The organism is Bacteroides ndongoniae, from assembly GCF_900108345.1.
Lineage (GTDB): Bacteria > Bacteroidota > Bacteroidia > Bacteroidales > Bacteroidaceae > Bacteroides > Bacteroides ndongoniae.
Genome location: NZ_FNVV01000014.1, coordinates 1240679 through 1264534, shown reverse-complemented (window position 1 = coordinate 1264534; position 23856 = coordinate 1240679). Strand labels below are relative to the sequence as shown.

The 23856-nt window shown below is 45.0% G+C and carries 16 protein-coding genes and 1 tRNA gene; 13 read left to right on the top strand and 4 right to left on the bottom strand.

The annotated features are described in order from the left end of the window. Nucleotides 1–179 precede the first annotated feature (179 nt). Both BQ5591_RS16080 and BQ5591_RS16075 read right to left on the bottom strand, forming a co-directional pair. A complete protein-coding gene (locus BQ5591_RS16080) occupies nucleotides 180–509 on the bottom strand; it encodes a hypothetical protein (RefSeq protein WP_159434494.1) in 330 nt (109 codons plus the stop codon). 71 nt (nucleotides 510–580) lie between these two features. Next, complete coding sequence (locus BQ5591_RS16075; protein WP_071150084.1) at nucleotides 581–1252, bottom strand: hypothetical protein; 672 nt, start codon at nucleotides 1250–1252, stop codon at nucleotides 581–583. Between the two features lie 455 nt (nucleotides 1253–1707). Here BQ5591_RS16075 and BQ5591_RS16065 point away from each other — a divergent pair, with 455 nt between their 5' ends. The 12 genes from BQ5591_RS16065 (at nucleotide 1708) to BQ5591_RS16010 (ending at nucleotide 19470) form a co-directional block, all read left to right on the top strand. Then, nucleotides 1708–2592 carry a helix-turn-helix transcriptional regulator gene (locus BQ5591_RS16065; RefSeq protein WP_071150082.1) on the top strand — a complete coding sequence of 295 codons (885 nt, stop codon included), beginning with the start codon at nucleotides 1708–1710 and terminating at the stop codon, nucleotides 2590–2592. Nucleotides 2593–2993: 401 nt separating this feature from the next. Further along, the gene (locus tag BQ5591_RS16060) at nucleotides 2994–3293 is read left to right on the top strand and encodes a hypothetical protein (protein ID WP_071150081.1); all 300 of its coding nucleotides are present in this window, start codon (nucleotides 2994–2996) and stop codon (nucleotides 3291–3293) included. Between the two features lie 402 nt (nucleotides 3294–3695). Then, nucleotides 3696–4706, top strand: a complete 1011-nt coding sequence (locus BQ5591_RS16055; protein WP_071150080.1) for a hypothetical protein — start codon at nucleotides 3696–3698, stop codon at nucleotides 4704–4706. Between the two features lies 1 nt (nucleotide 4707). Further along, nucleotides 4708–5964, top strand: coding sequence for a hypothetical protein (locus BQ5591_RS16050; protein WP_071150079.1), 1257 nt, complete (start codon nucleotides 4708–4710; stop codon nucleotides 5962–5964). 474 nt (nucleotides 5965–6438) lie between these two features. Beyond that, nucleotides 6439–7830 carry an ATP-binding protein gene (locus BQ5591_RS16045; RefSeq protein WP_071150078.1) on the top strand — a complete coding sequence of 464 codons (1392 nt, stop codon included), beginning with the start codon at nucleotides 6439–6441 and terminating at the stop codon, nucleotides 7828–7830. A gap of 1308 nt (nucleotides 7831–9138) precedes the next feature. Next, a complete protein-coding gene (locus tag BQ5591_RS16040; RefSeq protein WP_083381006.1) occupies nucleotides 9139–12096 on the top strand; it encodes a ligand-binding sensor domain-containing protein in 2958 nt (985 codons plus the stop codon). Nucleotides 12097–12261: 165 nt separating this feature from the next. Beyond that, nucleotides 12262–13575, top strand: coding sequence for a glycoside hydrolase family 43 protein (locus BQ5591_RS16035; RefSeq protein ID WP_071150782.1), 1314 nt, complete (start codon nucleotides 12262–12264; stop codon nucleotides 13573–13575). A gap of 20 nt (nucleotides 13576–13595) precedes the next feature. Further along, nucleotides 13596–16049, top strand: a complete 2454-nt coding sequence (locus tag BQ5591_RS16030) for a glycoside hydrolase family 31 protein (RefSeq protein ID WP_071150077.1) — start codon at nucleotides 13596–13598, stop codon at nucleotides 16047–16049. 326 nt (nucleotides 16050–16375) lie between these two features. Continuing rightward, nucleotides 16376–16927 carry a DUF4738 domain-containing protein gene (locus tag BQ5591_RS16025; RefSeq protein WP_022162573.1) on the top strand — a complete coding sequence of 184 codons (552 nt, stop codon included), beginning with the start codon at nucleotides 16376–16378 and terminating at the stop codon, nucleotides 16925–16927. 40 nt (nucleotides 16928–16967) lie between these two features. After that, nucleotides 16968–17645 (top strand): response regulator transcription factor, encoded by a 678-nt coding sequence (locus BQ5591_RS16020; RefSeq protein ID WP_022162572.1) that lies wholly within the window; start codon nucleotides 16968–16970, stop codon nucleotides 17643–17645. Then, nucleotides 17642–18916 (top strand): sensor histidine kinase, encoded by a 1275-nt coding sequence (locus BQ5591_RS16015; RefSeq protein WP_071150076.1) that lies wholly within the window; start codon nucleotides 17642–17644, stop codon nucleotides 18914–18916. The genes BQ5591_RS16020 and BQ5591_RS16015 overlap by 4 nt, the downstream gene beginning before the upstream one ends. 116 nt (nucleotides 18917–19032) lie before the next feature. Next, nucleotides 19033–19470: a PepSY-like domain-containing protein gene (locus BQ5591_RS16010; RefSeq protein ID WP_071150075.1), complete on the top strand. Its 438-nt coding sequence runs from the start codon at nucleotides 19033–19035 to the stop codon at nucleotides 19468–19470. A gap of 379 nt (nucleotides 19471–19849) precedes the next feature. On the opposite strand, the gene BQ5591_RS16005 is transcribed toward BQ5591_RS16010, so the two are convergent. Further along, nucleotides 19850–21061, bottom strand: a complete 1212-nt coding sequence (locus tag BQ5591_RS16005; RefSeq protein ID WP_071150074.1) for an L-serine ammonia-lyase — start codon at nucleotides 21059–21061, stop codon at nucleotides 19850–19852. A gap of 41 nt (nucleotides 21062–21102) precedes the next feature. Further along, nucleotides 21103–23634 carry an endonuclease MutS2 gene (locus tag BQ5591_RS16000; RefSeq protein ID WP_022161610.1) on the bottom strand — a complete coding sequence of 844 codons (2532 nt, stop codon included), beginning with the start codon at nucleotides 23632–23634 and terminating at the stop codon, nucleotides 21103–21105. A gap of 128 nt (nucleotides 23635–23762) precedes the next feature. Between BQ5591_RS16000 and BQ5591_RS15995 the strand changes: the two genes are divergently transcribed. Continuing rightward, nucleotides 23763–23847 (top strand) — tRNA-Ser (locus tag BQ5591_RS15995). Nucleotides 23848–23856 lie beyond the last annotated feature (9 nt).

The window sequence follows — 23856 nt, the reverse complement described above, 5'->3', positions numbered from 1 at the left end:
GAACGCCGTCTGAAACAGAAAAACTCATCTTTGCAAAGCGGAAACTGTCCGGAAACTCTTTTACGGACTAACATTTTGTCATTCTGAGCAAAGCGAAGAATCTTAAAAATGCTACTTGTTCCTTTAAATTCTTCGGCTTTATTCAGAATGACATTTTGTTATAATTGTATTTTTCTGTTTTATCCTTTCCTCAATAAGGAAAGTACGGCTTTTATATCCGGGTTATCCAATTGTTTTTGTGCTTCCTGTATAAGGCGCTCTTCTTTTTGTTTTTCATCTTTCCTATTTAGAAAGTTCAGATAGCATAAGACGATGAGTGAGCATAAGATGACAAAAATCAGTATTGATGAGTCGCCACCAATGTCTATTCGCATTTCTCGAATAGCGCTTCTACCGTCCGTCTGATAAAACAGTTCCAAAAGTTTGTAGATGGTCGGGACGATGACTATCCCTATCATCACCGAAAGAGGATCTATCAGTGTGCGTGTGTATATTTTCTTTCGGTTCATCAGAATACATAGTTCGTTGATAAGGTTCTTTTTTCGTTGAGTTTTTTGGGGTTGAATGTACATAAGGCTTTTTAATTTTCGTTTGATAATATTTTGTCCCATAGAGTGTAATCATCCATGTTCTCTTTATATTTGAAGATGATTGTTGTCCAATCGTTGTCCATAATCAATCGTTCGTCTCCTTCGTCTTTGAATACCATGTTCAGTTCGTCAGCGAGAATCTTCTTATCAGATATAGTATAATTACTAAAGGTCTTCTTAGTGATTCTGTGTGTGTTATAACTCAGAAATAACAGCTTCTTGTCGTTGATAAATACCAGAAAAGCACCTCCTTCATCATTGCTGGCTGCATAACATTTGCCGCCATATTTCCCTTTAGGCTCTATCCTTTTAACTCTTTTATCCGGTTTGTAGATTTGATTTTGAATTTTGATGCCATCTTTTTCGAAATAAATACGCTCGTTCGTGGTGTCAGTACCGTTCATGAGGTATGCAAATCCGTCACCCTTTTGATAATTGGCTGCTAACATTGTTTGTCCGTAACACATGTATAGGTCTTCGTTTTCATCGAACTTCCACAATGGTATTCCTGAAACAAGTATTTTCCCGTTTTCAAACATTTGTATGGCTGTCAGGAATTCCCCGTCTGTTCGGGTATAAATTACACCCGTTTCGTCATTTCTGCATCCGGTACCTAAGACGATGATCATAAGTACTGTGATAATGTTCAATAACCTTTTCATTATTCTGTTGTTTTTAAATTTGTTTTTTGCTTTTATTTCGATGGTTTTGTTCTATCGGCTTGGGTTAAATGTTTTTGGGTAAGGCGTATTCAACATGATGTACGTGTTGTATTGATAATAGATACACCTTCCTTTCAGTCTGTTGTTTAATTTACGTATGGTCCTGTTCTTGAACTGGTGAATTGAGAAATGATGACGCATTTCTTGGGTGATATCCACAATCTCATTGTTTGTTAACTTGGCTATTACGAAATAGCCAAATTCTTTTTGATTAGCGTAATAGGTATGTGTATAGATACCATGCTCGATTTTTTGAATGATTCCTTTCATCGTTTTTTTGTATATTAGTTTGATTCCTTTTATTGGTGCAAAGATATTGGTAGCTTGCACACGAAAATGATGCATCCTTTCGCTATTTTTGTGCACAAAAAATTGGATAGAATAATATATGAAGTATGAAAAACCGGATAAGTATATGGTTGGTAAGCTTGTTGTTGCGCCGCAAACGTGCCAGACTGGCAGAAATACAGGATGCCTGGCAGGAGTATAGTGGAGAGTACGGCATGGAATTGCATCGCAATACCTTTATGAAATATAAGCGGATGGCCGAAGAGATGTTTGACATCAACATAGAATGTGATCGTCGTACAAACGAATATTATATTGATTCTCCCGAAATGCTTAATCGTTCGGCATTGAATCAGTGGCTTATCCAAACTGCTTCTTCTTCTGATGTGATTGCACGGCGTAAAAAGTTGGCCGACCGGATTGTATTGGAAACCACTTTTGGTGGCGAGGAACATCTGGATGCTATAACTGAAGCGATGATGAAGAATAAGTGTATCACGCTTGTCTATCATTCCTATTGGGCCGAAGCTCATACGTTTACAGTGGAGCCTTATTTTGTGAAGTTCTTCAAACAGCGTTGGTATCTGGTTGGCTTTTGCAGGGAACGGGAAGGATTACGGGTGTATTCGTTCGATCGTATGGGCAGTGCGGAAGTCAGCCGCGAAGGCTTCAAGATGCAGTCGGGCAAATTACCACAAGTCTTGTTTGACGATACTTACGGCATTATTCGCGACGATACCCCAGTAGAAGATGTTGTGTTGAGATTCAATCTGCAGCAAGGTAACTATATCAAGACCCGTCCCCTTCATCATAGTCAGGTTCTTATGTCGCAGGATGAACTCTCTATGACGTTTCGTATGAGGTTACGTCCCACACTCGATTTTGTACAGGAGTTGCTTTCGTATGGCTCAGCTTTGAAAATCCTTGCTCCGGATTTTTTAATAGACAAAATGCGTGGGATTGTTAGAGATATGTATAGACAATACGAGTAGGGAACTGTGTATATTTTAAATCGCTGAATAGAACTGAATAAAAGCAAAAATAATTTGATGAAAAAAGAGTGCCATATTGAACAAAAACGTATATTTGCAGTGTATTGACTGCCTAAGCGGTCAATATGTTTACATAAGAAAGCGTTTTTTGCTTTATCCTAAAATCGAAATCGCCAAATTTCAAAGTAGAAGGATAGAGACAATATGGCGCTCATTCGTGTTTGTATATGTATGCCCATATTGGCTTATGCCAGTATGGATTACTTACATATCAATACGGCGTGAGTATTGTTTCTTTATTCATTTCTACGAGGCGTTTGGCGATGCCTGATTTTGATGAAGGGAGGAGGCAAGGGGCTCACGCTTTTTTTAGTTAATTTGTGAAATTGAAAAGGACTTGTATGCGAGGTAAGGTAGTTTGGATTGAAGATGGAGTAAATGAGAGAGTGGAATATAGAACAGGAAATCACATTGAAAACAGTTATATTCATTGGGTATTTGCAACTGTAAAAGATAGGCACGGTAAGAAGTATGATGTAGACATAACCGATGATGTATATGTATATTTTGATTGTGAAAGGCTTTCTAGAAAGATGATTGGTGAAGTTATAAATGGTTTAAAGGGAAATTTTGTTGATTTTTATTATGACGAAGATGAGAAAAAGTATCTGCTTGATGGTGATTTGTCCGATTATATGTAGGAAGCAGTGAATCACTGTTGGGTTAGAAGAATCTGAAAGGGGAACTTAGTATGAAGATAGTTTAGAAACTACGATGACAGATACTCTTTGGTGAAAGTATGTATTTTCATAATGCCAAAGTATCTCTAGTAGTAGATACGCAGAGAGGACTTACAGACATACAGATATACATATATAAACTTATCTCAAGTTTCGCAAGTGCGAAACTTGCAGGAGTTAAAGGAGTTAGAAGAAGTTATCGCCCACTAAGGTGGGCTTAGAAGTTAAAAGTCAATAGACCTGTTACTGCCAATTTTCCCTTTTGCAAGTCTATCAGCTTTAACTTCTAACAAAGCAAAGCGGAGTGATAACTTCTAACTTCTAGGAAAGTATTACATGTGAAACTTAAATTATTTATATACAATGGAAAAAAAATCAGTTTTTGGATTGACTGTAGAACAAAGCGAGATTCTTTTTGCTCTACAAAGAAAATTAACATTCAATGATGTACATGAAGAGGGTAAAAAGAAGCTAATTTTAGGTTCAAATAAGAGAGGCCAAAAGCAACTTTGGTTGAATACATGGGATAAATCTATTGATGATTATCTGAAATCATTTGGAGGTAATTCGTCACAGATTAAATTAAGTAATTTAGATTTGAAAACTAAAATAAATAGATTAGATATAAATGCTCAGAATAAAGTATGGAAGTATATGGTGTTTTTAGAATGTGTTTTATATTCACCATACTATCCGTTAAGTGATAATAAGGAAGCCTATAAGCCTTTTAAAGGATTGGCTATTGATAAAAAGGTAAGGCAAGAAACTCTCGATGAAATTGCTGATATTCTTTGTATTGATAAGAAATATATTAAAGTATTTGAAAATTCTCATAAATTAGCTGTAAAAAAACTTTCAGGTTATTGGACAAAAGTTGCAATGGGGGCTGGAATAGGAATTGTTGTACTTTTAATTGCAATAGTTACATTTCAATATGAGATAATTGCTTTTTTTGCAGCAAATGGTTTGTCTGGTGCTGCTGCAATTTCTGCCGGTCTTGCAGCACTTGGTGGTGGTGCCGTAGCTGCTGGTGGATTTGGTATGGCAGGAGGTATTGCCGTATTAGTTGGTGGCGGCTCTTTACTAGGTGCAACTGCAGGTGCTGCTGTAGGTGTTTCAATAGCATCACTTGGTTCCAATGCAGTTTTATCTGAAGCAGCAAAATTACAAGTAGTGCTTAAAGAAATAGTTTTAGCAATACAAAAGGATACATCGTATTTTCAACAGATACTTTTAAATATTAATCAACAGGTAAGTCAATTGAAATCGGAAGTTATTAAACTTAAAACAGCTAATGAAAAGAACAAAAAGAAAATAAAAAGTCTAGAAGAAAGCATTAAGATTCTAGAGAAATTAGTTAAAGACGCAGCATAATATGGAGGATTTTCATAGTTTATCAAATAGAATTTCTGATCTTCAAAAAGATATTTTTGCGGTAAAAAAACAAACATCAGTTCTCGCTTCAGATATAAAAGAAGATGACAAAAAATTAGAAGAATTAAATAATAGAATTAAATCACTTTTTGATAAAGCGGGGATTGATGAATCGAACATGTCTTCTGAGTCAACTATAGAGGACATTCAGCAGATTAATACAGAAATAGATTCTATATTATTTTCTGTTAATAGTAAGACTGAGGCAGATAAAGCACTTGATGTTAATAACGTGGATTTATTAGTAGCTTGTCTTGCTGGTGGTTTGGCTGTAATTGTTGATTTTGTACTTGTCAAAGTCCCCAAAACTATGGATATAAAACTTAATGGAGAGAAAGTTCATTGTGAGGGTAGTCCTTTAACAACTATATTTAAGAAAATAGGCACAACAAATGACGGTAAGGAGGCTAAGTGGATAAAGACATTAGAGAAATGGTTTCATGTTAATTATGATGCGTCAATTAAAGAAAATATTCCTGGTATGTATCCCAAAAACCATAGAGTATATAGTCTAGGACATGATCCAAGCATTTTAGGACTTATATGGGGTATTAAGGATATTGTTTCTGGAACATTTTCATACATAGATAAGAATGGAGTACTTCATATTGATAAGGTTATTGAGTCAGATCTAAAAAAGATATTTTATGCACCTTTCTTATGGTTAGGTCATATTATTTCAGATGTATTCACAAAACAGGGGATTCCAATTCCTGGAACGTCTGTTCTAAGAATGTTTCAAGTTGGTAGTTTGGGTGAAAAAGAAAGAACAATTGGTGAACTGGTCACTTATATGTATGAACAAGGTTATGACCTGCGACATTTAGCTACAATGTCTACATGTAGACTTGTAATAAATATAGTTGTTGATATTTATTGTTTCTTTACAATGCATAAAGAAAGTGATTCTACATTACCATTATTTGAAAGAGATTATATCCGTGTGAAGAATGAACAAAAAAAGAAAAAAATATTTTTTATAGCTTATTCTGTAGCTGTTGCAGGTAATATAGGCAAGGTTGCTGCATATCAGGGGAATCCATTCGCAATAAACATAGCTATATGGTATCAGTTTGCACGGGAGGCTGTTACTCAGACTGTAATATATTTTGATGAAGGGAAATGTTCCATAAAAGCAATTGAGAATCGCCATCTTATTGATGAAACATTTGAACTTCTTTTAAAAACATCTCAATGAAAATAAATATAACTATTTCATTAGTGTCTATTTTTATTGGACACTAATGAGCCGGAATGTTAAAATAAAAATATTTTCTTGCGGATATTTTTATTTTATTGGCTGAAAAACAGCCGGTAAAATTGTCGTGGCGGAAAATAGAATGATTACTTTCTATGTTTAAGTACAATCACTGTTATATCTTTATGTAGCATAAATAACTACCTTAGTTAGATATTATCTTAACTTTTTACAGCCTTACTGTTTCTCCCTCCGTTTTCTAACCATGAGAATAATCCTCGCTAACTTGTCAATGCTGAATATCTGCTTTGATTCTTATTCGAACTGTTTGGCTCGCCTTGAAAATTGTGAAGGGATTGATCATATTCGTTCCAAAAAATGTAGCAAACCTTATTTATTCGTTCGAAAAAGTGTAATGGCTTTTGTTTATTCGCTTGGAAAAATGTAAATTTGCAAAGGTTAATCGAAGAAACTATGCTTAAAAGGAAGATAGAAACATATTTGGCCAAGTGGAAAAAGTCTGAGAATAAAAAGCCTCTTGTTATAAAAGGTATTCGTCAGTGTGGAAAGACATATATCGTCCGGAAATTTGCAAAGGAGAACTACGAGAGCGTGGTTTATATGAACTTCATTCTTGAACCAGATAAAAAGTCTGCTTTTACCGGCAATATGGATGTCGATACGATTGTCCTCAACCTTTCGGCTTTGATTCCTGGCAGTCGTTTCATCGATGGGAAAACCTGCATTATCCTTGACGAGATTCAGGAGTGTAAGGAAGCACGGACAGCCTTGAAATCATTTCATATAGACGGTCGTTTTGATGTTATTGCGACAGGCTCTCTTTTAGGTGTGAAAGGATACGGAAGAAGTAAAAAAAATAAGGAGGAGGGAGAAGGACAAGATTCTGTTCCTGTAGGGTATGAGACTGTGATTGATATGTATCCACTGGATTTTGAGGAATTTTTATGGGCAAACGGAATCAGTGATATGGTTATTGATTCCGTTAAATCATGTTTTGAAAACGAAAGGGCTGTTCCAAGTGGGATTCATAAAGCTATGATGGAGCTGCTGTACAGATATGTCATTGTCGGAGGTTTGCCGGAAGTGGTGAATTGTTTTCTTAAAACCAAAAATATTGAGCTTATATATAAGGTGCAGCGCAATCTTATAGCCGGATACGAAGAGGATATGGTTAAATATGCGGATGATGCAGATAAACCTCGTATTCGCGAATGTTTTGAGTCTATACCCAAGCAATTGGCTAAGGAAAACAAGAAGTTTCAGTATTCCATCGTCCGGAAAGGAGGAAGGGCTTCACAATATATCGGTAGCATCCAATGGCTGGAGGATGCAGGGGTAGTCAGGAGGTGCTATAACACACAGATTACGGAACTGCCATTAGAGGGTAATTCCATTAAAGACAGTTTCAAAATATATACTACAGATATAGGTCTTCTTATGGCTATGCTTGACTATGGCACGCAGGCAGACATCCTGAAGGGGAATCTTCTTGGATACAAAGGAGCAATCTTCGAGAATCTCATGGCCGATTTTTTGTGTAAGTCCGGGCAAAAACTGTATTATTTCCATAAGGATAGTGGGCTTGAGTTAGACTTCCTGATAAGATTCAAGGGGGAATGCGTTATTCTTGAAGTGAAGGCTAAGAGTGGTAAGACCAAAAGCATGACCACGGTTCTTAAGAACAAGGACGTATATCATGTCAGCCATGCAATTAAGCTGGGCCAGTATAATGTAGGGCGCGAGGGAGAAGTACTTACCATTCCGCTTTATATGGGATTTCTTGTCAAGGATAAGATCGCAGACGTTGTCATTCCAGATATTGATTTGAGTTTGTTGACTGTTTGATGGTCTTTATTGAAGTCTCGCAACTTTTGTTTAAGGGGGGAAAAATGAAGTTATCACTTCATTTCGTTCCTTACCATTTCCCTCCCGTTCTCTAACCATGAGAATAATCCTCACTAACTTGTCAATGCTGAATATCTGATGTGATTCTTATCCGAACTGTTTGATTCGCTTGGAAAAGTGTGTGGGAATGATGATATTCGTTCCAAAAAGTGTAGCCAATTCTATTTATTCGCTTGAAAAAATGTAATGGGACGCTTGCCCAGATATGTTATGAACAGTCGGAAGGGGTTCGGATTAGTGAAAAGAAGCTTATATAAAACACTTGCATTGTTCCTGAACAACACTTGTACGGCTCGCGTTCCACACTTGTACGGCTTGCGAGCGACACTTGTGTGCTAGAAATGCTTACTCGTGGTGGGTGAAACATCGCCTGTTGCCGGAATGTGGCAGACTGTGGTTTCACCCACCACTTGATTTTATTTTTTTCGAAATTGCTTTCACGCCTTCACGCACGGTTTAAGAATTGATATACAGTATGATATGGTGAAACATCATGTTTCACAATTGTTGCATTGAGGTTCTCACCACATGATAACAGGATGGCTGTATAACCCGTCTGTTTTTTCCCAGTTAGGAAAAAATTTTTTTCTAACTAGGCAATTATTTTTTCCTAACTGGGGAAAAATAATAGCAAGACTGGCATCAGCTTTCACCTCTTTTGAGAAAATTCATTCTGTCCGTATTTTTTTTGCCATAACCAAGTCGGTTTCCCGTATATCTTTCACCACAATCCATTCATACCTATCTGCTTAAGGTGAAACTTCACCCCCAAAAAAACTCAGCCAAACGAAATAATAAATAATAAAATCCGCGTTCATCCGCTCCATCTGTGTCGTCCGCGTATCCATCTTTCACCGCAAACAGTTTATTATTAAAATATTACGGTGAAACGTCACCCTACAAGCTGGTGAAAAAAGAATACAGCTTGCTCTGCCGGTGACACCAGCCGTGAAACCTCGCTTTCACCGGAACACGTTTGTAATGAATGCGTTACGGTGAAGTGAAAGCGTGAAGGCACTTTCGGGGAAATAAAATCCAAAGTAGGGTGAAAGCATGAGTAATGTGGCCGTTGAACATGCTAAAGTCGCTCTTTGGCGGCGTAAAGTGCCTCTTGGGCAGGCTAAAGTGGCACTTTAGATGCCTTGCTGATAATCGGTGAGCAGATTTTTGGGAAATTGATTTTTGTCGCATCGGAGTGGAAAAACAAAGATTTTCCGTAAGTTTGCTGCATCAAATGGAAAATAAAATATGTTGGTTATAACAGGGAAAAAAGGGGAATGTGTGGTAGCAGGCAGTCGATGGTGTGCCGTATGGAGATTGGTATGCCTAGCATGTCTGCTTGCTGTTGCCTTACCCGTTTTCCCAGAGAAGCATTACGCTTTTACTCCGATAGGTGCTTTGCAAGGGTTGTCGAGTAATAAGGTGAGAAACGTTGCCCAGTTGCCCGACGGACGTATGATGATTATGACGGAAGGCCAACTGAACATTTACGATGGAACAAGCTTCAGCTATTTGCACTATGACCAAAGGCACTTTTGCCGTTTGTCCGAGTATTCGGGATTTCACCATTCTTATATAGACGATAGCGGTTACGTCTGGATCAAGAATCAGCATACATTCATGGTGGTTGATATCGGGCGTGAACAGTTCGTGGAACGCCCGGACAGTTTGCTGGCACAGTGGGGAATAGATACTCCTGTGAAAGATCTGTTTATGGATAAGGAACAGACGTTGTGGCTGATAAACGGACGTGACGAGCTGGTTCGGCTTGGCAAAGACAAGCGGGAGCCATCTGTTTTCATGCGGAATGTTTCAGAAAGTGACGACCAGCTTTATGATTTGGGTGTGCTCGAAGGCAAGCTGTATCTGTTTTACCGTTCCGGTACGTTGGTCTGCCACGATCTTGCATCAGGGAAAGAACTTTATCGGCTCGAACAGCCCGAGGGGCTGCCGGCGGGGCACTATGGAAATACGTCGTATGTTGTGCAGGGTGAGCATTCTTTCTATCAGTTATGCAACGGGTATTCGGGTGGAATAATGCTGAATTATGATGTCGACAAAAAGAACTGGGAAGTAGTGATGAGTACGGATGCCTGGTTCAACTATCTGTCTATTGACCGTGACAAAAGCATCTGGGTCAGTGGTCCGGAAGGTCTGATCAATATCTCGGCTGATTTGAAAAAGAAACAATATATCCCTACCTTAAAGTTGGTAGACGGACAGAAGATTGATACAGAGGTAAGTACCTTTTATAACGACCGTCAGGGAGGCATGTGGATAGGCACGCTGAACCGCGGTCTGTTTTATTATCATCCGAACCGGTTCCGCTTTCAGAATATCGGCAAGGCTTTGTTTCCTCTGTCGGACGAGGAAGCAGTGGCTGTGAAGGGATTTGCTGAGACTGCTGCCGGGAAGATAATAGTCAGATCCGACGATCAGGATTATCTTTTTGCTCCTTCGCTTGGGGAATTGTCCGTTTGTCGGGAAAGACTTCCTTTGGCCGATGCAAAACCGGACCTGAAGATACAGGAGACTGACGAAGCTATCCTTCAGACGGTCGTTGCAGGCCGTGATACATTGGCCGGCATTACGCGCCACGGGTGGTTTATCAGTGACAGGCAAAGCGGGAAGACCGATTTCTATCCGTCTTGCCATCCTTGCCATGCGATTGCCGATGCCGGACAGGGATGTTTCTGGATAGGATTGGAAGACGGACTTATGCTGTGGGAGGCGGTTACGGGTCGGCAACGTATCTTTTATACGTCGGATGGTCTGGTGAACAACTCCGTACGTTCTGTCATCCGTACTTCCGATGGTGCGGTGTGGATTTCGACGGCTAACGGCATCAGCAGACTGACGGTTCAACGGACGGCCAATGACACGCTGTACACTTTTGTGAATTTCAATAGCTTTGATGGGGTTATAGCCAATGAGTTTTGTGAGCGTTCTGTTTTTGAAGCCTCGGACGGAACATTGTACTGGGGTGGAATTGATGGCTTCAACCGTCTGAATCCTTCGTCCGTGGTAGAAGAACCGACAACTTATTTCCCTTTGTTCGTGGGTTTCAGTCTGTTCGGTGAGCGGATAGAGAGTGGCAAGGCATATCATGGCAATGTGATATTGGAGCGTTCGATGACGGTGACTCGTGATATTGTGTTGGAGCATGACCAGAACTTCTTTACCATAGAGTTTTCGGCCATGAACTATGCAAACCCTACACAGACCTATTACCGCTATCAGCTGGAGGGCATCGACAAGGCGGAACGCGAGATTCACTCGGCCGACGGCAAGGGATATGCGACGTACACCGATTTACCTTCCGGAGATTACGTCTTCAAGGTGCGTGCGGCAGGTAATGACAAGACTTGGACGGAGCATTATGCCCAGCTTCATATTCTGGTGAAAACTCCCTTTTGGCGTACCGGATATGCTATTACGATCTATGTGTTTCTGCTGGCAGGAAGTGTCTGTCTGCTTCTCATGGGGTATATCAAGCGCAAACGTCGTATTCTGGTACGCGAACAGAAAGAACGGTTGGACGAGATGAAGACTACATTTCTCCAAAACATCAATCAGGAACTGGAAGAGCCGATTAAAAAGATTGCTGTCCCGTTGGACTCCTTATTAAAACATACGGATGAGGGGAGGGACAAGATTCAGTTGCAAGTCATACAGCAGAATGTCTCCGAGTTGAAGTCTGTAGTGAGTCAGCTTTCCGAAGGTGTATTGTTGCCGCTTCCTGCCGATGAGAGTTCGTTGAAGCTGGAAGAACTGCTGGTTGATATGCGGCGGTTGCTGGAGCAGCAGGAAGTTCGGAAGGAGCAGTTGCGTACAGCATCAGAGGAGCAGGCCGACGAACAGACGCTGCTGACCGATGTTGACGAAGCGTTTATACGAAAGGCATTGCACTTTGTCGAATTGAACCTGAATAATCCGGAGTATTCCGTAGAAATATTGAGCCACGACATGGGAATGGATCGCACCGGATTGTATCGGAAGTTGGTGGCTGTGGTTGGAAAAACTCCGACAAACTTCATCCGTTCTGTCCGTTTGAAGCGCGCTGCCCGATTGCTGGAACAGGGCTATACGGTGGCCGAAGTAACCGATAGCGTAGGTTTCAGTACATCGAGTTATTTCAGTAAGTGTTTTCAGGAAGAGTTTGGTGTGCGGCCTTCGCAGTACGTCAATAGCACTAGGAAAAAGTAAATAAAGTGCCTTTTTCAACGAGAGTGTTGTTTGTTTCAACATTTGTATCCCCCTTCTACAGCTGTTTTTCACTAATTTTGCTCCAGTTGTTAAATCAATTACATCTATATCATGGAAAGAGTAAAATTAGGAATTGCCGGACTGCTTTTAGGTGTGTCCGGGTTGATGATGGCACAAAATGCCAATAGTGAGTGGCCCAAATTGAATATGCCCATTATTCAGACTAAATATACGGCCGACCCAGCACCGCTGGTTTATAATGATACGATTTATCTTTACACAAGCCACGACGAGGACGATGCCGAAGGCTTTAAGATGCAGAACTGGCTGCTCTATACTTCGACCGATATGGTGAATTGGCAGGATCGTGGTCCGGTTGCTTCATTGCGGGATTTTAATAAGTGGTATAAAGGCGATAACGGCGCTTGGGCTATCAGCGTGGTACACCGTAACGGAAAGTGGTACATGTATTGCCCGATTCACGGTCATGGTATCGGCGTATTGGTGAGCGATTCTCCTTACGGACCGTTCAAAGATCCTATTGGAAAACCACTGGTTTGGCAGAAGGAACATTGGGACGATATCGACCCGAGTGTATTTGTCGATGATGACGGTCAGGCTTATATGTACTGGGGAAATCCTAATACGTATTATGTAAAGCTCAACGAGGATATGATTTCTTATTCGGGCGACATTGTGAAACTTCCGAAGATACAAGACTATCAGGAAGGCCCCTGGTTCTACAAGCGCAACGGACATTATTACCTGGCTTTTGCTTCCACCTGCTGTCCCGAAGGTATTGGTTATGCCATGAGCGACAGTCCTACAGGTCCGTGGGAGTATAAGGGTCACATCATGGATCATACGCCTCGTACTCGTGGCAATCACCCCGGTATTATTGATTACAAGGGCAAATCCTATTGCTTTGGTCAGAACTACGACATCTTCCGTTTCCAGACCAGCCGTCATGCCGAGCGTCGTTCGGTGTCGGCAGCCGAAATGGAATATAATGCCGATGGTACAATCAAGGAATTGCCTTACTTCCAGGATTGTAAGCTGGAACAGATAGAAAACTTCAATCCTTATCGGAAGGTTGAGGCTGAAACCATGGCATGGGGATATGGCCTGAAAACTACTCAAAAGAATCCTTGGGCACGCGATCATTGGAATCAGCTGGTGACCGACATTGACGAAGGCGAATATCTGATGGTGAAAGGTGTTGATTTCAAGAAAGGTGCTTCTTCGTTTAAGGTTTCAGCTTCCTGCCATCTTTATGGCGGCTTTATGGAAATACGTCTTGACTCCAAGGAAGGTACTTGTATCGGTACTGTAAAGATTGACCATACCAAGGGCGAATTGCGCGAATTCGAGACTAAGCTGAAGAGTGTGCAAGGCGTACACGACCTGTATTTCGTATTCAAAGGTTCACCCATGCAGAAAGGTAACCTCTTTATGTTGGATTGGTGGGAAATTAAGTAATATATAAATAAGGTAAAAATATGAAGCGAAACATTGCAACAATGGCTTTCTGTCTGTGTGCAGCCTGGAGCTGGGCGCAAACCTATCAGCAGACAGAAAACGGAATCAAGACTTCCATTTCCGGCAAGCAGGTGGATGTGGAAGTACAGTGGTTCAATCCCAACAGCTTGCGGGTGTTGAAGACTCCGCAGGGCAAGACGGTAGAAAAGAAGAGTCTTTCGGTGATTGCTCTTCCAGAGAAGTCGGACGTAAAAGTGTCTACATCGGGCAATGGCGAGATTGTCATGAAGAGTCCCGTGCTGGTGGTGACGCTTGATACGAAGACGGGTGTATTGTCGTATGCAAAGACAGACGGTAGTCTGTTGCTGAAGGAGCAGGAGAACAACAAGGCTTTTACTCCCTTCAACGATGCAGGAAAGTCCACTTACTCCGTGTATCAGGGCTTTACGGTAGATAAAGAAGAAGGCCTCTACGGTCTCGGACAGTTGCAGAACGGTCAGATGATGCAGCGCAATATGACCAAAGTACTGGTACAGGGCAATGTGGAAGATGTATCTCCCATTTTCCAGTCGACCAAAGGCTATGGCGTATTCTGGGACAATTATTCAGCTACTACCTATACCGATAACGAAAAGGAAACTTCTTTCCGTTCGGAAGTAGGCGAATGCATTGATTACTATTTCATGTACGGAGGTTCGGCCGACGGTGTTATTGCACAGGTACGTGCGCTGACAGGCGAAGTGCCCATGATGCCGTTGTGGAGCTACGGTTTCATGCAGAGCAAGGAACGCTATAAAAGCCAGGAAGAAACAGTAGGAGTAGTAAAGAAGTACCGCGAACTGGGCATTCCTTTGGACTGTATTATTCAGGACTGGCAATATTGGGGACACAATTATCTGTGGAACGCCATGGACTTCCAGAATCCGACTTTCAGCCGTCCGAAGCAGATGATTGACGATGTACATGCGCTGAATGCACACATGATGATTTCTATCTGGTCTTCTTTCGGACCGGCCACGAAACCTTACCGTGCATTGGATAAGGAAGGCTTGCTGTTCGACATTGAGACATGGCCGCAATCCGGAGTAGAAGGCTGGCCGCCCAATCCAGAATATCCGTCGGGCGTACGTGTATACGATGCTTACAGTCCGAAGGCTCGCGACATTTATTGGGATCATCTGAACAAAGGTATCTTCCAGTTGGGTATGGATGGCTGGTGGATGGATTCTACTGAACCTGACCACTTCAACCATAAGGACAGCGACTTTGACCGTCAGACTTATCTGGGCTCTTACCGCAGTGTACGCAATGCCTATCCGTTGATGACGGTAGGTGGTGTTTCTGATCACCAACGCGAAGTAACCAAAGACAAACGTGTGATTATCCTGACCCGTTCGGGCTTCCTGGGACAACAGCGTTATGGTTCTAATGTATGGTCGGGCGATGTTCAGTCGTCGTGGGATATGTTCCGCCGTCAGGTGACTGCCGGACTGAACTTCTCGCTGACTGGTATGCCGCACTGGAATTCCGACTTGGGCGGTTTCTTTGCCGGTTCGTACAATGCAAGTTTTGGCGACAACAGTGCAACAAAGAATCCTATGTATCAGGAATTGTATGTCCGTTGGGTACAGTTCGGAGCTTTCTGTCCGATGATGCGTAGCCATGGTGCCGACGTGTCTCGTGAGTTTTACTGGTATGGCAAGGCCGGCGAGCCGGTTTACGATGCGTTGGTCGATGCCGTGAAACTGCGTTATTCGCTGTTGCCCTATCTGTATTCTACAGCATGGGAAGTCAGCCATCGTCAGTCAACTTTCATGCGTGCGCTCTTCATGGACTTCCTGAACGACAAGAAGACCTGGAACATCGGTAATGAATATATGTTTGGTAAGTCGCTGCTGGTAGCACCGGTTCTGCATGCCCAGTACACTCCCGAACAGAAGCAGAAACAGCTGAAAGAGAATGAAGGCTGGGGACAAGGAAACAAAGGTAAGGGAACTCCCGTCCTGAATGCCGACTTTACTCAATCCAAGGAGATGGAGGTTTACTTGCCTGCCGGATGCGGATGGTACGATTACTGGACCAACGACTTCTCGGAAGGTGGCCAGAACCTGAAAATCAAGACAACTCTTGGCCGTATTCCTCTCTTTGTACGTGCCGGAAGCATTGTTCCTATAGGTCCTGATGTGCAATATACTGGCGAGAAGAAATGGGATAATCTGGTAGTACGTGTCTATCCGGGTGCTAATGGTGACTTTGTTCTTTACGAAGACGAAGGCGACAATTACAATTACGAGTCGGGTGCTTACACCGAGATTCCTATGACTTGGAACGATGCCAAACGCACCCTGACCATTGGTGCACGCAAGGGTGCTTACGAAGGAATGCTGGCTGAACGCAAGTTTACGGTTCGCACTCCGGACGGAAAAGAAAAGGTAGTTGATTATAAGGGTAAGAAGGTGACGGTAAAGTTCTGATGCCTGTTACTTTCTAAAAGTTAGTTGTTTGACAGGAGGAATGTGAACTGGGCAAGCCGGAAGAAAACGTGGCTTGTCTGGTTTGCATTCCTTTTTTGTTTGGGATTTTGCTCTGCGCTCACTTTTCATATCTTTAGATAACCGTAGGATACGGTTCGGCATAGCCAAATTTGAAAACTTTGGTTTTCATTTGTCTCTGCGCTCACCTTTCACTATCTTTAGATAAGATAGGATGCGTCTCAGCAAAAAAATTAAGCAAGCTTATTTTTTTGCATTCGACTTTCACTATCTTTGCGGGGTCAAGCGATATAAATTAAGAAAAGAAAATGAAGAGATTCCTCTATTTGTTTGCATGGGTTGCGATTGGCTTACTGGCTGCCTGTTCGTCTTCCAAGAAAGACAAGGCCGACGATTTACAGGTACTTACCCAGGATAGTCTGGATGCAAAAGGACCGCAGCGCATGCAAGTGTCCGATATAAAGACTCCGATTGATTATCGGGGGAAGAAGTACGTTTCGGTCGTCAAGCGTCAGCCCGACGAAAGCCTTCCGCTGGTTGTCAACGAGCAGGGCGAGAAGTTTGTAGACAATCGCATCAGGCTGCGCCTTACCTGTGGCGAACGCACGGTGCTCGACAAGGAATTCACCAAAGAGACCTTTGCCTCGCTGGTCGATGCAAAGTTCCTGAAGAACTCCATTCTCGAAGGGCTGGTGTTCGATCAGACTACTTCTCAGGGGTTCATTTATGCAGCCAGTGTCTGCTATCCGCAAACCGATCTTTATATTCCTTTGAGGATTACGGTAACTCCCGACGGGAAGGTGTCGATGGTACAGGAGGAACTGTTGGAGGATTTGTATCAGGATGAAGATGCACAGTAATTCCTAAAAGATTCCAGAATTGTGAATTTCCTTTGTGGCCATGAAAATACTGATTGTTGAAGACGAACAGGACTTGCGCGAAACCATCCGTGCCTCGCTCCTGAAAGAAAAGTTTGTCGTAGAGACTGCTGCCGACTACTACTCGGCACTCGACAAAATCAATGATTACGACTACGACTGCATCCTGCTGGACATTATGCTGCCCGGCGGTAGCGGCCTTGACCTGCTTCGCGAGCTGAAACGCCTGCGCCGCAGCGACAGTGTACTTATTATCTCGGCCAAGGATTCGCTCGACGACAAAGTAGACGGGCTGGAGCTGGGAGCTGACGACTATCTGACCAAACCTTTCCATCTGGCCGAACTGAACGCACGCATCAAGTCGCTGATACGCCGGCGGCAGAACAATGGCGATACCAGTGTGTCGATAGGCAATCTGTTGCTTTATCCCGACAAGCGTCAGGCTACGGTTGAGGGTGTTGCCCTGCAACTGAACCGGAAAGAATTCGATTTGCTCTACTACTTCGTGGTCAATCCCAACCGCGTCATCAACAAGATGAGCCTGGCTGAATCGGTGTGGGGTGACAATATCGATCAGGCCGACTCGCTGGACTTTATCTATTCGCAGGTGAAGAATCTGCGCAAGAAGCTGAAGCAGGCTGGCGCCACGGTGGAACTGAAAGCTGTTTACGGCTTCGGATATAAACTGTCGGAAGTATGAAGCTGCTGCACTATACCTATCGCAAGCTGTCGCTCTGGCTGCTGGGGCTGATGGCTGTGTGGGGTGTGTTGTTCTATTATACCATTATTTACGAGGTGATGGACGAGACCGACGACACCCTGGAGAACTATGCCCAGATTATCATCAACAATGCCCTGTACGACCCTGCCACTCTTCAGACCGAGGGCGATAATCTGATGTCTTTCTATTATTTTCGTCCTATCTCGGTGAAGGAAGGTGAGCACTATCGCGACATGTTCTACGATTCGTTTGTCTATGTGGAAAGCGAGAACGAGGACGAACCTGTGCGCGTCTACCGTACTGCTTTCCGAATGCCCGACGGACAGTTCTATGAACTGGAACTGATGATTTCGACCCTCGAACGCGACGACATGGTCAATGCCATGCTGTGGTATCTGCTGGCGTTGTTTGCCCTCTTCCTGTGCTGCACTACGATTGGTACCCGCCTCATCCTGCAGAAAATATTCAAACCGATGAACCGTCTGATGGACTGGTTGCAACGCCTGCAACCCGGTGGTGAGGTTCCTCCGCTGGAGAACGAGACCGGCATACGCGAGTTCCGCCTACTGGGCAATGCTGCTTTCGACATGGCTTCGCGCAGCCACAAGGCCTACGAGGAACAGAAACAGTTCATCGAAAATGCGTCGCACGAACTGCAGACTCCGTTGGCCATTGCCCGCGGCAAGCTGGAACTGCTGGCCGAAAGTGAAGGCATGAACGAAGAACAGCTGAAGGAACTCGACGCGATTTACTCAACACTGGGGCGTGCCGTGAAGTTGAACAAGGCATTGCTGCTACTGTCGCGCATCGAGAACGGCCAGTATGCCGAGACGGAAGACGTGTCGGTAGACGACCTTCTGGACGAGTTACTTCCCGACCTGATGGACATCTATGAGCATAAGCAGATTGTGTTGGAGCGGGTGAAAGGGGAGAGTCCTTTTATCGTTCGCTGTAATGCCTCGCTGGCACATATTCTGGTGAGCAATCTGGTGAAGAACGCACTGCTGCACAACGTAGACGGTGGTCGGCTGGTGGTCGAAACGACGCCTTCGTCACTTGTAATAAAGAACACTGGTACAGTCCCATTGAATGCCGATACTTTATTCCGCCGCTTTGCCCACAGCGTGGATCGCAAGAAGGAGTCGAACGGATTGGGCCTTGCCATCAGTCAGGCCATTGCTTCGAACAGTTCGCTTCGGCTGACGTATCGTTGGGAAGAAGGTTTGCATGTCTTTTCGTTGGTTAAATAGTGTAAAAGGACAGAAAGTGTTCTGTTTTTCCCAATTCTTTCCTAAATCGTATACTTTCTTTGCAGTATCAAAATTAGTAAAACAAGTATTTAACCCTACATTAAAAAACAAAGCGTATGAAAAAGATTTTTGCATTCTTAGTGATGGCTCTTCTGACAATCCAATTCTCTGTAGCCAGTGACGTGATAACCATGAACCCGAAGGATCTTCCGGCTGCGGCCCAGACTTTCATCAAACAGTATTTCGGCGACAGAAAAGTTTCGTATATCAAGGTGGAAAGCGAGCTGTTTTCGAAGACTTATGAAGTAGTGATGACCGACCGTACCAAGATAGAATTCGACGGTAAGGGCAGTTGGGAAGAAGTAGACTGCAAACGGGGTGTTTTGCCGGAAGCGTTGGTTCCTTCGTATGCCAAGACGTTTATCGGAACACAGTATCCGGGCGTAACCTGCAATAAGATTGAACGCGACCGCGGCGAAGTGGAAGTGGGATTGAGCAACGGACTTCCTCTGAAATTCAACAAGAAAGGTCAGCTGATCGATATTGACGACTGATGGTAATACCGGCCATCGATGTGTGAGGGTGTGTCTCTTGATTTGACACACCCTTTTTGTTATATTGTCTGTCGGCAAGCCTTTGTTTCGCCAAGCTTACGGGTTGCGGTTACTGCATACACGTTGCACTGTCGCTGCATGCAGGTTGCACAGTTACTGCACGCAGGTTGCAGCGTTACTGCACACAGGTTGCAGCGTTACTGCATCCTTGTTTGCAGTGCGACTGTACACGGCTTTGCAGTGTCACTGCATCCCCGTTTGCAGTGAAGCTGCAAGCAGGATGCAGTAAGTTGTACACTGGTTGTTGTCGGCGACAAGTCTTATTTCTGGCAGGCGGACTCCCGTTGGGAAGGGGCCGAACTACCTGTCTGTCGTGGGTTTACATCGGACGGTAATCCTTGGCCAGTCCGCCTTCGCTGGTTTCCTTGTAGAGTGAAGGCAGGTCGTTGCCCGTTTGCTTCATTACGTCGACTACCTTGTCGAACGAAACGCGGTGCATACCGTCGGTGAACGATGAGTAGAGATTGGCGTCCAACGCACGGGCGGCGGCATAGGCATTGCGCTCGATGCAAGGAATCTGAACCAGTCCGCACACGGGGTCGCACGTCATGCCCAGGTGGTGTTCCAGTCCCATTTCGGCAGCATACTCTATTTGGGCGGGGCTTCCTCCGAACAGTTGGTTGGCGGCTGCCGATGCCATCGAGCAGGCGGTTCCTACTTCGGCCTGGCATCCGGCTTCGGCACCCGAGATGGAGGCATTCTGTTTCACAATGTTGCCGATGAGGCCGGCTGTGGCCAACGCGCGCAGGATGCGGATGTCGCTGAACTCGCGGCTCTTCTGCAAGTGGTAGAGCACAGCGGGTACCACACCGCACGAGCCGCAGGTGGGAGCCGTTACGATGGTGCCTCCGGCAGCGTTCTCTTCGCTTACGGCAAGGGCATAGGCAAATACCAGTCCGCGCGACTGTAGAGATGCCTTATATCCGCTGGCTCGAATGAAGTAGGTTGAGGCTTTGCGGCGCAGGTTCAGCGGACCGGGCAGTACGCCTTCGTTGTCCAGTCCGCGGCGGATGGCATCTTTCATCGTAGTCCATACCTCGGCCAGGTAGTCCCAGATGTCGCTTTCCTCGCATTCTTTTACGTATTCCCAGTAGCTTTTTCCGGTACGTTCGCACCAGTGCAGTATCTCGGTCAGGTGGTTCATTTCGTAGACGTCGGGAGTGTTGACCGATGTACTGCCGTCTTTCTCTTCGGCCAGTGCGCCTCCGCCTACGCTGAACACCGTCCACGAGTCGGTCTCTTTGCCTTCAGCATCCACCGATACGAACTTCATTCCGTTGGGGTGGAAGGGGAGGAATACTTTCGGTTCCCAGATAATTTCTACCGGTGCGGCCGGTTGCAGAGTTTCGGTGATGGCCACGTTGGTCATGTGTCCCTTACCCGTTGCGGCCAAGCTGCCGTACAGGGTCACCTTGAACGCAGCGGCTTCGGGATGCCGTTGCAGAAAGATTTCGGCGGCCTTGCGCGGTCCCATGGTGTGACTGCTCGACGGGCCTGTTCCGATGCGATAGAGTTCTTTGATCGATTTCATAAGTATATGTTAGGGTTACGTTTGTTCTATATATATATGTATTACAGGTCTACTACTGTTATGCCGGCTCCGCCAAACTGTACGTGCTCGTCCTGAAAGTGGCGGACACCGGGTACGGTTTGCAGGTACTGGCGTATCAGGGTGCGCAGGATGCCTGTGCCCGTGCCGTGCAGGATACGTACGCGCGAGACACCTACCAGTATGGCATCGTCGATGAAATAGGTAACGGCCTGCAAGGCTTCGTCGCCCCTCATGCCGCGCACGTCGATGTCTTGCTTGAAGTGCAGTTTCTTTTCGTACATACTGTCCTGAGTCTGGCTACTGATGAAGGTGCTTTTGGTCGACACGTCGGCCTGACGCGGCTGGGCGTTGGTCCGCTCCAGGCGGTCTATGCGTACGGTAGTCTTGATGCTGCCAAAAGCCACAGTGGCATTCTTGCCATTCACTTCCATCACTTCGCCTACGGTGGTCTGACCTTTTATCCTGACGGCTGCTCCCGGTACGATGGCTGCCAGACGTTCGGCTTCCAGACGTGCCTGGCGTGCAGCCTGCTCTTCGGCCGACAGGGTGGCGGCGTTGGCATCGCGGTTCTTCTTTTCCTTTTTCCGGTTCTGCTTCTCCTTCAGCTTTTCCATCTTGCGGGCAATCTTTTCTTCCTGCTCCTTGTTGGCCAGTGCTTCCAGCGACTCCTTGAAGTCGGTCAGTTCCTGCCGCGCCTGGCGGGTTTTCTCTTTCTCGGCCTGCGTCTCCTTGATGGTACGTATGGTGTTCTCGATGCGGGCGTTGGCTTCCTGCATCAGTTGTTCGGCTTCTTCCTTGGCTTTGCGCAGAATCTCCTTGCGCGACTTCTGCAACTCTTCCATCTCGGCCTGATAGCGGGCAATGGTTTCTTCCATCTGCTTTTCGCGCTGGCGGATGTTCTGTCGCTTGGTTTCCCAATAACGTTTGTCGCGCACAATGTCTTGCAGGTATTTGTCGCTCTGGATGTACTCGCTGCCCACTATCTCCGAGGCGTCGGCAATGACATCCTCCGGCAGACCTATCTTTCGGGCTATCTCGACCGCGAACGAACTGCCCGGGTTGCCTATCTGCAACTGGAAGAGGGCTTGCATCAGATGGCGGTCGTACAGCATGGCACCGTTCACCACTCCTTCATGGTTTTCGGCAAAGTGCTTCAGGTTCTGGTAGTGGGTGGTGATGACGCCGAACGTCTTTTTCAGGTTAAAACGCTTCAGCACGGCTTCGGCAATGGCACCGCCTATCTGCGGTTCGGTTCCTCCGCCAAACTCGTCAATCAGGATGAGGCTGCGTTCGTTGCAGTTCTTCATCATGATTTTCATATTGGTCAGATGCGAAGAGTAGGTACTTAAGTCGTCCTCGATGGACTGTTCGTCGCCGATGTCGATGAATATACTACTGAAGATACCGGCATGGCTACGTTCGTGCATCGGGATAAGCAGTCCGCACTGCAACATGTATTGCAGCAGACCTACTGTCTTCAGGCAGACCGACTTTCCGCCTGCGTTGGGGCCGGAGATGATGAGGATGCGCCGTTGCTGGTCCAGTTCGATGTCGAGTGGCACCACTTTCTTGCCGTGCTTGGCCAGCGACAGTTGCAACAGCGGATGCACAGCCATGGTCCAGTCTATGATCTGTTTATTTTCGAGTGCCGGCTTCAGTGCTGCTGTCTGTTCGGCAAACAAGGCTTTGGCACGGATAAAGTCGATCTCGGCCAGGAACTCGTAGGACAGTAGTACGTCGGGTATCGAAGGCCGTAACTGGTTGGAGAACTCCGTCAGTATGCGGATAATTTCGCGCCGTTCTTCGCCTTCCAGTTCACGGATGCGGTTGTTGGCTTCCACTACTTCGGCCGGTTCGATGAATACCGTCTTTCCGCTGGCCGATTCGTCGTGTACTATACCTTTTATCTTTCGTTTCAGAGCAGGTACAACGGGAATTACCAGTCGTCCGTCGCGCATGGTGGGCGTGACATCCTTATCAATGATGCCCTCCGACTGCGCATTGCGCAAGATGCTGTTCAGCGACCGCGAGATGCTTCCCATGGTGCTGGCCAGTTCGCGCCGGATGCGTGCCAGTTCGGTAGAGGCATTGTCCTTTATCTTACCGTAGGGCGACAGAATTCCATTGATTTTCGCTATCAGCTGTGGGAATACGGTGATGTCACCTGCCAGTCTGCTTAGGCAAGGGTAGGGGGAGGCTTCTTCTTCATCCTCGTTCTTCACTTGCAGAAAGCGTACGATGTCCCGGATGGTTTCCAACGAGCGGCGCAGGTCGAACAATTCCTGTTCGTCCAAGTACATGCCTTCTACGCGAATACGTTTCAGCGACGGCCGTACATCGAAAAAATATTGTGCGGGAAAGTTGTCTTCTTCCTGGAGGATGCGGACAAATTCGCTGACCTGGTCCAGTTTTTCCTTTACCTCATTAAAACGGTCGGAAAACTCCATGTCTGTGACTCTCTCTTCTCCCAGCGTGCTTAAACACTTCTCTTTCAGCAGCTGGCGTATCTGGTCGAAACCTATTTTCTGTTCAAAATTCTGTGGGTATATCATTGGCTTAGCCTAATTTGGAGACAAAAATACGATTTATTCATGAAAAAAAGCCCAAAAAGTTTGCAGATTTAAAAAATATCCGTACCTTTGCAGCGCTTTAAGAGAGAAGCAAACAACAAAACAGTATTGGAGAGGTGGCAGAGTGGTCGATTGCGGCGGTCTTGAAAACCGTTGTGCTGCGAGGCACCCGGGGTTCGAATCCCTGTCTCTCCGCAATAAACA